9 protein-coding genes are annotated in these 12,063 nt (G+C 63.7%); 4 read left to right on the forward strand and 5 right to left on the reverse strand.

From position 1 onward, the window contains the following. Positions 1–101 precede the first annotated feature (101 nt). From rarD to IB249_RS25415, 3 genes are all read right to left on the reverse strand, one after another. On the reverse strand, positions 102–983 hold the full coding sequence (gene rarD, locus IB249_RS25405) for an EamA family transporter RarD (RefSeq protein ID WP_192308494.1): 882 nt from the start codon (positions 981–983) through the stop codon (positions 102–104). Positions 984–1,252: 269 nt separating this feature from the next. Further along, positions 1,253–2,266 (reverse strand): aldo/keto reductase, encoded by a 1,014-nt coding sequence (locus IB249_RS25410; RefSeq protein WP_192308495.1) that lies wholly within the window; start codon positions 2,264–2,266, stop codon positions 1,253–1,255. A 127-nt stretch (positions 2,267–2,393) separates the two neighbouring features. Then, entirely contained in the window at positions 2,394–3,704 is a 1,311-nt protein-coding gene (locus IB249_RS25415) for an MFS transporter (protein WP_192308496.1), read from the reverse strand. A gap of 170 nt (positions 3,705–3,874) precedes the next feature. Here IB249_RS25415 and IB249_RS25420 point away from each other — a divergent pair, with 170 nt between their 5' ends. The 4 genes from IB249_RS25420 to IB249_RS25435 all read left to right on the forward strand — a co-directional run bounded on the left by IB249_RS25420 (position 3,875) and on the right by IB249_RS25435 (position 9,627). After that, positions 3,875–4,984: a sugar diacid recognition domain-containing protein gene (locus IB249_RS25420; RefSeq protein ID WP_192308497.1), complete on the forward strand. Its 1,110-nt coding sequence runs from the start codon at positions 3,875–3,877 to the stop codon at positions 4,982–4,984. A gap of 136 nt (positions 4,985–5,120) precedes the next feature. Next, positions 5,121–6,260: a glycerate kinase gene (locus tag IB249_RS25425; protein WP_192308498.1), complete on the forward strand. Its 1,140-nt coding sequence runs from the start codon at positions 5,121–5,123 to the stop codon at positions 6,258–6,260. 446 nt (positions 6,261–6,706) lie between these two features. Continuing rightward, positions 6,707–8,332 (forward strand): methyl-accepting chemotaxis protein, encoded by a 1,626-nt coding sequence (locus IB249_RS25430; RefSeq protein ID WP_192308499.1) that lies wholly within the window; start codon positions 6,707–6,709, stop codon positions 8,330–8,332. Between the two features lie 107 nt (positions 8,333–8,439). After that, positions 8,440–9,627: a pyridoxal phosphate-dependent aminotransferase gene (locus IB249_RS25435; protein ID WP_192308500.1), complete on the forward strand. Its 1,188-nt coding sequence runs from the start codon at positions 8,440–8,442 to the stop codon at positions 9,625–9,627. Between the two features lie 114 nt (positions 9,628–9,741). Here IB249_RS25435 and IB249_RS25440 read toward each other — a convergent pair whose 3' ends face one another. Together IB249_RS25440 and IB249_RS25445 are read right to left on the reverse strand one after the other, a co-directional pair. Next, complete coding sequence (locus IB249_RS25440; protein WP_192308501.1) at positions 9,742–10,719, reverse strand: 2-hydroxyacid dehydrogenase; 978 nt, start codon at positions 10,717–10,719, stop codon at positions 9,742–9,744. Positions 10,720–10,737: 18 nt separating this feature from the next. Then, complete coding sequence (locus IB249_RS25445; RefSeq protein ID WP_192308502.1) at positions 10,738–12,030, reverse strand: MFS transporter; 1,293 nt, start codon at positions 12,028–12,030, stop codon at positions 10,738–10,740. Between the last annotated feature and the right edge of the window lie 33 nt (positions 12,031–12,063).

Here is a 12,063-nt window from a genome sequence, read left to right on the forward strand (position 1 = left end):
GAGCGGGCTTGCTCGCGAAGGCGGTGTGTCAGTCGACGTCAATAGCGTCTGACACACCGCCTTCGCGAGCAAGCCCGCTCCCACATTATTTGGGTGTGTGGTCAAGGACGACGCTGCCGCATCAAATGCTTGAACCCCTCGAACACCAGCACCAGCACCGCCATCCAGATCGGAATGTAGGTCAGCCATTCCCCGGGCTTGATGCTTTCTCCCAGCAACAGCGCGACGCCCAGCAACAACACCGGCTCCACGTAGCTCAACAAACCAAACAGACTGAACGGCAGCAATCGACTGGCGATGATGTAGACCACCAGCGCCGAGGCGCTGATCAGGCCGAGCAGCGGAATCAGCCACGCCAGGGCAGGGTACTGATCGAACACGCCGAACCCCTGTGCGCCGCCATGCACGAACGCATACGCGACCGGCAGCATCAAGGTCATGTCCAGCCAGAGTCCGCCGAGGTTGTCGGATTTCAGCCATTTACGCAGCACGAAGTACAGCGGATAGCCCACGACCACCACCAGCGTCGCCCAGGAAAATCCACCGACCTGGTACAGCTCGTTGACCACACCCAGGCTGGCGAAGAACACCGCGATTTTCTGCAGGTACGACAGGCGCTCGCCGTAGGCCAGGCGTCCGGTCACCACCATGGCCAGTGGCAACAGGAAATAACCTAGGGACACATCGAGGCTGTAGCCGTTGAGCGGCGCCCACATGAACAGCCACAACTGCGCGCCCAGCAGGGCCGACGACAGCACCAGGGCGGCCATCAGCCTGGGCTGGGCGGCCACGCGCCGGACAATCTCCAGCGCGCGCTTCCATTCGCCGGACAGCACGATGAACAGAGTCATGCACGGCGCCGTCAGCAGCATGCGCCAACCGAAAATCTCCACACCGTTCAGCGGGGTGAGCAGTGAGGTGTAGTAGTACATGACGGCAAACAGCACCGAGGCCGAAACCGATAGAGCGATACCTTTAGACAATCTGTCCTCGCGGATTTGAACGTTGAACGGGATGCGGAGGATACGTGGTTTTTGTTCTGAATATTGGCCGGATGATCAAGATTTACTACAGCGGCCCGTTCCCGCCTCCGCGCTCCAACAGAGCGTAGCCAACTGGCAGACGCCTGCCCTGAACAAGAGTTGCAGGCGCGCACCGGAATCCATGCTGACAAATGCTGCGCGCCCATGGGTATGTGGATACGACAGTCATACCTGCGGGAGCGACGGGCCCGACATGCTCGCGATACCGCTCACACCGTGCGCGGCTTGCGCCCCGACACAAAGTGCCCCACATCATTGAACCCCGGCGTCGATGCGTGCCCCGGCGTCACCAGCGAATCGATGAACGCTTCATCCTCAGCCGTGATCTTCACCGCTTGCGCCTTGGTGTAGGCGTCCCATTGTTCTTCGGTGCGCGGTCCGACAATGGCGGAGGCGACGGCGCTGTTGTTCAGCACCCAGGCAATCGCGAACTCGACGATGCCCACGCCACGCTCCTGGGTGTATTGCTGGATCTGTTGGGCGATGCGCAGCGATTCCACGCGCCACTCGACTTCCATGATGCGCTTGTCGGCGCGGCCGGCACGGCTGTTGGCATCGGGCTTGGCATCCGGGGCGTACTTGCCGCTGAGCACGCCGCGGGCCAGCGGGCTGAAGGGCACCACGCCCAGGCCGTAATTCTGCGCGGCGGTGATCTGTTCCGGTTCGGCCTGGCGGTTGACGATGTTGTACAGCGGCTGGCTGACGATGGGGCGGTCGACACCCAGTCGATCGGCCACCCGGATCACTTCGGCGATTCGCCAGCCGCGGTAGTTCGACAAGCCCCAGTAACGAACCTTGCCTTGGCGGATCAGGTCGCCGATGGCCGACACCGTGACCTCCAGCGGCGTGTTGTGGTCCTCGCGGTGCAGGTAGTAGATGTCGAGGTAATCCGTGTCCAGGCGCGTCAGGCTGGCGTCGATGCCGTTGAACAGGTGCTTGCGGCTCAGGCCCGTTCGATTCGGCACGCCGTCGACCGGTCCGAAACCGACCTTGGTCGCGAGGACCCATTCATGGCGGTTGCCGGCAATCGCCTCGCCGACGATTTCCTCGGAACGACCACCGCTGTAGACGTCCGCGGTGTCGATGAAGTTGATGCCCTGATCCCAGGCCTTGTCGATGATTCGCAGGGAATCCTCGGTGCTGGTCTGTTCGCCGAACATCATGGTGCCCAGGGTCAGGGTGGACACTTGCAGGCCGGAATGACCCAAGGTGCGGTAGCTCATGATGAAGTCCTTTTGCGAGGTGGAAGGCTCATCAGATACTAGAACAATCGCGTGGATCAGATGGAAATACCGCCAGTGCGCGGCACAATGTGGGAGCGGGTCCGCTCCCACAGGGCATGGCGGTTGGTCAGACGCGCAACGTGCGCGTCATGCGCAGTGCCAGCAGACTTCCGCAGACGATCACGCCCGCCAGCAGGTACAGCGCGGCATCGGTCGAACCGGTGCTGTCCTTGACCCAGCCGACCAGGTACGGGCTGAGGAAACCGGCCATCTGGCCCATGGAGTTGATCAAAGCCAGGCCCCCGGCCGCCGCGCCGGCACTGAGCAGGGCGGTCGGCACCGGCCAGAACATCGGCAGGCCGGTGAGGGCGCCCATGGTGGCGATGGTCAGGCCGAGAATCGCAATGGCGGGTGTGGTGGCAAAGTTCACGGCGATCAGCAGGCCCGCGGCACCCATCAACATCGGCACCACCAGGTGCCAGCGACGTTCCTTGCGCAAGTCCGCCGAGCGGCCGACGATCAGCATGAATACCGCCGCCAGCAGGTACGGAATGGCGCTCAACCAGCCGATCACCAGGTTATCGCTGAAACCGAGGTTCTTGATGATCGAGGGCAGCCAGAAGTTGATCGCGTAGACGCCGCTCTGGATGCAGAAATAGATCAGACCGAATGCCCAGATGGCCGGGTTGCGGAACACGGCCAGCAGCGAGTCGGTGGTGGTTTTCGGTTGGTTGGCCAGGTCTTCGGCGTGGTCCGCCTCCAGCACCGAGCGCTCGAATGGCGTGAGCCATTTGGCGTTGGCGTAGCTGTCGCTGAGCAGGAAGTAGGCGAGGGCGCCCAGGATCACGGTCGGAATGCCTTGCAGCAGGAACATCCACTGCCAGCCGGCCAAACCGCCCTGGCCGGCGGCGAAGTGGTTGAGAATCCAGCCGGAAAACGGGCTGCCGAGCAGGCCGGAGACCGGGATCGCCGACATGAACAGCGCCATGATGCGTCCACGGCGGAAGGTCGGAAACCATTGCGAGAGGTAGAGCACCACGCCGGGAAAGAATCCGGCTTCGGCCGCGCCGGTGAACAGGCGCAAGGTGTAGAACTCGGTGGGGGTGGTGACGAACAGCAGGCAGGTGGACAGCGTGCCCCAGGTGATCATCATCAGCGCGATCCAGCGCCGCGGGCCGAATCGGGTCAATGCCAGGTTGCTGGGCACGCCGCACAGCACGTAGCCGATAAAAAAGATCCCGGCCCCGAGGCCGTACACGGTTTCGCTGAATTTCAGCGCATCGAGCATCTGCAGCTTGGCGAATCCAACGTTCACCCGGTCGAGGTAGTTGAACAGGTAGCAGATGAAAATGAAGGGGATCAAACGCAGGGTGATGCGTTTGTAGACGGCATTTTTTTCGTCAACGACTGCCTGGGTAGCGGCGGCGCTCTGTGACATGGCGGGATCTCTCTTTTTATGATTTTTTGCGAGGCAACGGGTAACGTTGATCGCCATGAGAGTCTCGGCCACGGCGAGGGTGCTGTCTTTGTGCCTGAGCACAGCGATTGCCGCCCGGCCCTGTGCGGCTGAACAACTGCCCATTCATCACGCTTGCAAGGATTCCACCCATGTTCGAACTCGATCACGACCTGGCCCAGGACATCGTCGACCGGGCAATGGCAATCCTGCCGTACAACGTCAATGTCATGGACAGCCAGGGCTTGATCCTCGGCAGCGGCGAGCCGGAGCGGGTCAATACCCGGCACGAAGGCGCGCAATTGGTGCTGGCCAACGGACGGGTGGTGGAAATCGATGCGCAAACCGCCATTCATCTCAAGGGCGTGCAGCCGGGGATCAACCTGCCGCTGTGGCTCGACCAGCGCTTGATCGGCGTGCTGGGCATCTCCGGCGAGCCCGAGCAATTGCGCACTTATGCCGAACTGGTGCGCATGACCGCAGAGATGCTGGTGGGCCAACGCAATCAGCAGGCCGAACAGCAATGGCGGCGCCAGCGCTGTGACGATCTGCTGGCCTTGCTGCTGAGCGAGGCGGGGGAATCGCCGCGGCTGATCGATGAAGCGCAGCAACTGGGGCTCAAGCCACAGCTGACAAGGGTGCCGTACCTGTTCGAGCTGGGCCTGGAGCACGGTCCGGGGCAGACGGTCGAGGCCCTGAGCGCCTGGCTGACGTCCCGCTACCCGGACAGCTGGAGCGTCAGTTCGGCGAAGTCGTCGTTGCTGTGGTGTCGGGCAGCGAGCCAGTCCATCGAGAACGACCGCCTGCTGGAAAAACTCGACAAGCTCGGTTGGAACATTGTGCGCGTGGCCGTGGGCGGGCAGGCCGAGGGCGTATCCGGCTTGCGCCGCTGTTATCGCAGGGTCGGCGACTTGCTGGCCTACGGCCGCGACGTGCTGCCCCATGAGCGACTGTTGACCCTGGCCCGCTATCGCCTGCCGGTGATGCTCTGGCGTCATCGTGGCGATGATGCGCTGGACGAACTGCTCAAACCGCTGCGCGACATCATCGCCAAGGACGGCAACGGCCAACTGCTGGCGACTCTGCGCAGCTGGTGCGACCACGACGGGCAGAGCCAGGCCTGCGCCGATGCACTGGGCATCCACCGCAACAGTCTGCGCTATCGGATGGAGCGGATTGCCGAGATCAGCGGGGTGGATCCGTTGCGACTCGACGGGATGCTGGCGTTGTACCTGGGCATCCAGTTGTTGCCGCAGACCTGAAGTCTTCAAAGCCTTTGTGGGAGGGACAACGCCATTGTGGAAATGAACAATAAACGCCATCGCCCCTTGTGCAACGGCCCGGCGTTATTGTTCAAGGCTGCTGGCAGCATGAAAGCCTTGGAACAGGAGAATTCGCATGAAGATTGTCATCGCCCCCGATTCGTTCAAGGACAGCCTGAGTGCCCAGGGCGTGGCCGACGCCATCGCGCTCGGCCTGACGGGTGTCTGGCCCGATGCGCAATTGGTCAAATGCCCGATGGCTGACGGCGGCGAAGGCACGGTCGAATCGATTCTCGCTGCCTGCGAAGGCCAGTTGCGCCGCACCAGCGTGCGCGGGCCGCTGGGCACCCCGGTCGACGCGGCGTGGGGCTGGTTGCCCCAGAGCCTCACCGCGATCATCGAGATGGCCGAGGCCAGTGGCTTGCAATTGGTCGCGCCCGGTCAACGTGACGCCTGTGTCAGCAGCACCTACGGCACGGGTGAGTTGATTCGCGCTGCATTGGATGCCGGGGCGCAGCGGGTGATCCTGGCGATTGGCGGCAGCGCCACCAACGATGGCGGCGCGGGGGCAATGCAGGCACTGGGCGTGAAGTTGCTGGACGCCAGGGAGCAAACCCTGGCACCGGGCGGACTGGCGCTGGCGCAACTGGCCCGCATCGACCTGAGCGAGCTGGACCCGCGCCTGGTCCGGGTGCGTTTCGACATCGCCGCTGACGTCAACAACCCGCTGTGCGGCCCGCATGGGGCTTCGGTGATTTTTGGCCCGCAGAAGGGTGCGTCTGCGGCCCAGGTCGAACAACTGGACCGCGCGCTTGGGCATTTTGCCGATCAATGCGCGCAGGTCCTCAAATCCGATGTCCGCGACGAGCCGGGCAGCGGCGCGGCGGGCGGCCTTGGGTTTGCGGCCAAGGCGTTTCTCGGCGCGCAGTTCAAGGCCGGGGTCGAAGTGGTCGCGGAACTGGTGGGGCTCTCCGAGGCGGTGAAGGGCGCTGACCTGGTGATCACTGGGGAAGGCCGCTTCGATGCGCAGACGCTGCGCGGTAAAACCCCGTTCGGCGTGGCGCGCATTGCCCGGCAACACGGTGTGCCGGTGATCGTGATCGCCGGCACCCTGGGCGAGGGTTACCAGGCGTTGTACGAGCATGGCATCGATGCCGCGTTTGCGTTGACCAGCGGGCCGATGACGCTGGAACAGGCGTGCAGTGAAGCGCCGCGATTGCTGGCAGAACGGGCGAGTGATATTGCCCGGGTCTGGCGGATCGCCGCGCGCGCCTGAATGAATGCCTGTATCGCTGTGGGAGCGAGCCTGCTCGCGATGGGGCCAGCACAGCCAACATCCCGGTTGCCTGACTCACCGCCATCGCGAGCAGGCTCGCTCCCACAGTGATTTGGGGTGTTCACAGTATTTGCAAACGCCGCCAAACCTGTGGGAGCGGGCTTGCCCGCGATGGGGCCAGCACAGCCAACATCACCCTGCGCCTGACCAACCGCCGTCCCGAGCAAACATGCTCTTGCAGGTGCACACCCCGAGCTAGACACCTCGAGTGTTTCATCGGTGAAACACTCGTAAGCCCATGAAAAATATTTCATAAATTCTCGCAAAAAACCTCAACTCCCGCCGATACAGGTATCAGGCGGGCAGACACTTGTGCGCCAAACAAAATCGCCCAACTACGCTCACGGCAAGGATGCTCGAAGCCTCAATCACCCGAGTATCGTCCTATGTCCTTGCGTAATCTGAATATCGCACCGCGAGCCTTTCTGGGGTTCGCCTTCATTGCCTTGCTGGTGATTGTGCTGGGCGTGTTCGCGGTCAACCGCATGACGGTCATCCGCCAGGCGTCGGTCGATATGGGCAATACCCAACTGCCCAGCGTCGGCTACCTGGGCACCATCACCGAGAACGTTTTGCGCATGCGCATCCTGTCGTTCCGCATCCTGGTCAATCGTGAGCCGGCCAGTCTGCAGGAAGCCGACGCCCGCATCGTCGTGCTCAGCGACAAGGTGCGCAAGGCTCAGGCCAGCTACGCCGCGTTGCCGGCCGGCCCGGATGAAGCCGCGTTGTACAAGGTGTTCAGCACGACCCTGGACAACTACATGCAGGCCCAGCGCGAAATGATCGAGCTGTCGCGCCAGAACAAGATCGACGAGCTGCGCAGCCTGATCAACACCCGGATCAAGGACGGCACCGACCTGATGGGCGAGCAGCTCGGCAAGCTGGTGGCGTTCAATGCCGAAGCCGCCAAGGCGGCCGGGGTCTCCGCCGCCGACAACTACAGCGGTGCCATCAACGGCATCATTGCGGTGGCGGTCCTGGCGGCCCTCATGACCGTGCTGCTGGCGTGGCTGCTGACCCGCAGTATCGTCACGCCATTGGCCCGCGCGGTGAAGGCAGCCGAAACCATTGCCAGCGGCGACCTGAGCAAACCCGTCGAAGTCGATGGCAAGGATGAACCGGCTCGTCTGCTGAGTGCCTTGTCGACCATGCAGGGCAACCTGCGCAAGACCATCGAGCAGATCGCCGGCTCCGCCACGCAACTGGGCGCCGCCGCCGAAGAACTGAGCGCGGTGACCGAAGAAGCCTCGCGCGGCATGCAGCAGCAGAACGACGAAATCGAACAGGCGGCCACTGCCGTCAACGAGATGACCGCCGCCGTGGAAGAAGTGGCGCGCAACGCCGTCTCGACGTCCGAAGCCTCGAACCAGTCGACCCAGGCCGCCCGCGAAGGCCGCGACCGGGTGGTGGAAACCGTCGATGCGATCCAGACCATGACCCACGACGTGCAGAACACCTCGGTGATGATCGAAGGTCTGGCGGCGCAGGGACGGGACATCGGCAAGGTGCTGGACGTGATTCGCGCCATTGCCGAACAGACCAACCTGCTGGCACTGAACGCCGCGATCGAAGCGGCGCGTGCCGGTGAAGCCGGACGCGGGTTTGCCGTGGTGGCGGATGAGGTTCGCGCGTTGGCCCATCGCACGGCGCAATCGACCCAGGAAATCGAGAAGATGGTCGCCGGGATTCAGAACGGCACGGGCGAGGCGGTGTCGTCGATGCAGCAGAGCAATCAGCGCACCCAAAGCACCCTGGAAATGGCGCGGGCGGCGGGCATTGCGCTGGAGCAGATCACCCAGTCGATCCACCAGATCAACGAGCGCAACCTGGTGATCGCCAGTGCCTCGGAAGAGCAGGCGCAGGTGTCCCGCGAGGTGGATCGCAACCTGGTGAACATCCGCGACCTGGCCACCCAGTCTGCGGCCGGTGCCAACCAGACCAGCGCGGCGACCCATGAACTTTCGCGCCTGGCGGTGGATCTGAACGCGATGGTGGCGCGGTTCGTCATCTGAGCCCCACACCACGGTTGAACGGGCGAGGGAATTGACTCGCCCGGCTGGCGTGTTTGCAGAATTGAGATAGGGTTGAGGCTAGGAGCGACCGCGCGTAAGGAGGTGCCATGCGTTACTCGGCCTTGACCCAACGAATTGCCGGTGACGGCGCGGCAGCCTGGCGCATCCATGATCGAGCGCTGGCCTTGCGCGAGCAGGGTGTCGATGTCCTGTTGCTGTCGATTGGCGATCCTGACTTCGACACCCCTCGCCCCATCGTCCAGGCAGCCATCGACAGCCTGGAGGCGGGCGACACCCACTACCCGCCGGTCCGTGGCACCCAAGGCCTGCGCGACAGCATTGCCCGTCGTCATCGACAGCGCAGTGGCCAGGCGGTGAGCGCCGAACAAGTCATCGTCATGCCCGGCGCCCAGTGCGCGGTGTACTCCGTGGCGCAATGCCTGCTCGACCCCGGCGATGAAGTGATTGTCGCCGAACCGATGTACGTCACCTATGAAGGCGTGTTCGGTGCCATTGGCGCGAAGGTGTTGCCGGTGGCGGTCCGTCCGGAGAACGGTTTTCGCGTCGATCCGGCCGACGTCGCGGCGCTTATCACGCCGAAAACCCGTGCCCTGTTGCTCAACAGCCCGAACAATCCTTCCGGCGCCTGCCTGCCGTTGCTGGTCTGGCAGGAGCTGGCGTCGCTCTGTGTGCGCCATGAGCTGTGGCTGATCAGTGACGAGGTCTACAGCGACTTGGTATACGAGGGCCAGCATGTCAGCCCGGCCAGCCTGCCCGGCATGGCCGAGCGGACCGCGACGATCAACAGCCTGTCCAAGTCCCATGCCATGAGCGGTTGGCGGGTAGGGTGGGTGGTCGGGCCGAAGCGCCTGGTCGATCATCTGGAGCATCTGTCGTTGTGCATGCTGTTCGGCATTCCCGAATTCATCCAGAACGCGGCACAGCGGGCGCTGGACGAGGACCTGCCGGAAGTGGCGCAGATGCGTGAAGCGTATCGCCAGCGCCGCGACCTGGTGTGCGCCAGCCTGAACCAATGCCCGGGGTTGCGGGCGATTCGGCCCGATGGCGGGATGTTCGTGATGGTCGATGTGCGCCCGACCGGCTGGTCGGCGCAGCACTTTGCCGAACGGCTGCTCGAAGGTTATGGGGTGTCGGTGCTGGCCGGTGAAGCCTTCGGGCCGAGTGCGGCGGGGCATATCCGCCTCGGGCTGGTGGTCGATCTGCCACAACTGGCGGATGCCTGTCGGCGGATTGTGCTGTGTACGATGGACAGGCTGGAGGCGCGGCGGGCCTGAAGGGTTTGTATCGTCTGTGAAGCCCTTATCGCGAGCAGGCTCGCTCCCCAAGTGCGGCGCCGTCCCTGTGAGAGCGAGCCTGCTCGCGATGGCTGAAGGGCAGGCACGAAAGCCTCAGGCTCTGAACGCCCCGATATTCACCAGATTCTTCGGCCGCTGTCCCGCCAGCGCCGCCAGCAGGTTGTCCACGGCACACGCGGCCATCGCCTCCCGCGTCTCGTGGGTCGCCGAGCCGATATGCGGGGTTGCCACCACATTGTCCAGCCGCAGCAACGGCGAGTCCGCATCCAGCGGCTCGCGCTCGAACACATCCAGCCCCGCTGCGCGAATCTGTCCTGAACGCAACGCCTCGATCATCGCCGCTTCATCCACGACCTTGCCCCGGGAAATATTGATGAAGATGGTTTGCGGGCGCATCAAGGCGAACTGTTCGGCGCCGATCAGCCCCTCGGTGTGTGCCGTCAGCGGTAGCGTCAGGCAAACGAAGTCGGCCTGCTGAAACAGGTCGGGCAGGCTGCAGTACTGCGCATCGAAGCGCTGTTCCACCGCCGGTTTCGGCGATTGGCTGTGGTAGATCACCGGCATGCCGAAGCCGAAATGCCCGCGCTGGGCCACCGCCTCGCCAATGCGCCCCATGCCGATGATGCCCAGGGTCTTGCCGTGCACATCGGTGCCGAACTGCGCGGGGCCGACGTTGCTTGTCCATTGGCCGTTACGCACCACGTTCGCCAGCTCGACGACGCGCCGGGCGGCGGCGAGGATCAATGCAAAACCGGTGTCGGCGGTGGTTTCGGTGAGCACGTCCGGGGTGTTGCTGAGCAGGATGCGCCGCTCGGTCAGGTAGTCGATGTCGTAGTTGTCGACGCCCACCGAGACGCTGGCGATGGCGTGCAGGTGGGGCGCCAGGTCGAGCAGCCCGGCATCCAGTTTCAGGCTGGCGCCGAGCAACCCGTGGGCGCGGGGCAGGGCTGCGCGCAGTTGCGCCAGGCCATCGGCGTCGAGCTTGTCGATCAGGGTCACCTCGGCCTGCGCCTGCAGGCGGGCCATCAAATACGGCGAGAGTTTCTTGTACAGCACAACCTGCTTTTTCATCGTCAGCCTCTGTTCAATTCAAGGGTGGGCGGGGCGGTTCAGGGCGACCGAAGGACGCTCGCGATCACTGGCGCCGGGCTTGAGGGCAATGGTCAGCAGCACCGAGATCATCAGCGCGCCGCTCATCAACAGGTACGACGCCCCTGGCGAACCGGTGGCGCTGTTCAGGTAACCGACCAGGTAGGAGCCGCCGAACGACCCCAGCGCGCCCATGCTGTTGATCAGCGCCATGGCGCCGCCCGCCACGTTGGCCGGAAGGATTTCCGGGATGATGGCGAAGAAAGGCCCGTAAGGTGCGTACATGCAGGCGCCGGCGATCACCAGCAGCGTGTAGGACCACCAGAAGTGTTCGGCGCCCAGCGCGTAGGAACCGTAGAACGCAATCGAAGCGATCAGCAGCGGCGGCCAGACGAAGCGTTTGCGCTTCTGCAATTTGTCCGACCCCCAGGACACCAACAGCATGCCGATCACCGCCGCCAGATAGGGCAGTGCCGACAGCCAGCCGGCCTCGACCATGTCCATTTGCGCACCGGCCTTGAGGATCGACGGCAACCACAGCACGAAGCCATAGACGCCAATGCTCCAGCAGAAAAACTGCAGCGCCAGGAGGATCACTTTCGGCGAGCGGAAGGCTTCGGCGTAGTTCTTCACCGCCTTGATGCCGACCTGCTCGGCGGCCAGCGCGCTTTCCAGGTCGTGCTTTTCGGCGTCGCTCAGCCACTTGGCCTGGGACGGACGGTCATCGGCCAGACGCCACCAGATAAACGCCCAGAGCACCGCCGGCAGGCCTTCGATGATGAACATCCAGCGCCAGCTGTAATGCTGCACCAGGTAGCCCGACACCACCGACATCCAGAGCATGGTCACCGGGTTGCCGAGGATCAGGAAGGTATTGGCCCGCGAGCGTTCGGCGCGGGTGAACCAGTGGCACAGGTAGATCAGCATCGCCGGCATCACCGCCGCCTCGACCACGCCGAGCATGAAGCGGATGACGATCAGCCAGTAGGCATTGGAGACGATCCCGGTCAGGGTCGCCAGACTGCCCCAGAGGATCAGACTGACGAAGATCAGCTTCTTCACGCTGTGCTTTTGCGCATAGATCGCGCCGGGCACCTGGAAGAAAAAGTAGCCGAGGAAGAACAGCGCGCCGAGCATCGACGACAGGCCAGGGGTGATCATCAGGTCGGCGGCCATGCCGGAGGCGGCGGCGAAACCGTAGTTGGCGCGGTCCAGGTACGCCAGGCTGTAGGTGATGAACACGATAGGCATGATGTACCACCAGCGGCGGGTGGCGAGGGTTGCGGTTTTCATCAGTGGTGCTCCTGAGCTTGTTGTTTTTGTCGC

Origin of the sequence: Pseudomonas sp. PDM04 (assembly GCF_014851765.1) — a bacterium.
GTDB lineage: Bacteria > Pseudomonadota > Gammaproteobacteria > Pseudomonadales > Pseudomonadaceae > Aquipseudomonas.

What these genes read in the sequence shown, in the direction of transcription:
- IB249_RS25435 (WP_192308500.1), top strand. Translation starts at nt 8,440, where the DNA reads ATGCGTTACTCGGCCTTGACCCAACGAATTGCCGGTGACGGCGCGGCA.
- IB249_RS25430 (WP_192308499.1), top strand. Translation starts at nt 6,707, where the DNA reads ATGTCCTTGCGTAATCTGAATATCGCACCGCGAGCCTTTCTGGGGTTC.
- IB249_RS25445 (WP_192308502.1), bottom strand. Translation starts at nt 12,030, where the DNA reads ATGAAAACCGCAACCCTCGCCACCCGCCGCTGGTGGTACATCATGCCT.
- IB249_RS25420 (WP_192308497.1), top strand. Translation starts at nt 3,875, where the DNA reads ATGTTCGAACTCGATCACGACCTGGCCCAGGACATCGTCGACCGGGCA.
- IB249_RS25440 (WP_192308501.1), bottom strand. Translation starts at nt 10,719, where the DNA reads ATGAAAAAGCAGGTTGTGCTGTACAAGAAACTCTCGCCGTATTTGATG.
- IB249_RS25410 (WP_192308495.1), bottom strand. Translation starts at nt 2,266, where the DNA reads ATGAGCTACCGCACCTTGGGTCATTCCGGCCTGCAAGTGTCCACCCTG.
- IB249_RS25425 (WP_192308498.1), top strand. Translation starts at nt 5,121, where the DNA reads ATGAAGATTGTCATCGCCCCCGATTCGTTCAAGGACAGCCTGAGTGCC.
- IB249_RS25415 (WP_192308496.1), bottom strand. Translation starts at nt 3,704, where the DNA reads ATGTCACAGAGCGCCGCCGCTACCCAGGCAGTCGTTGACGAAAAAAAT.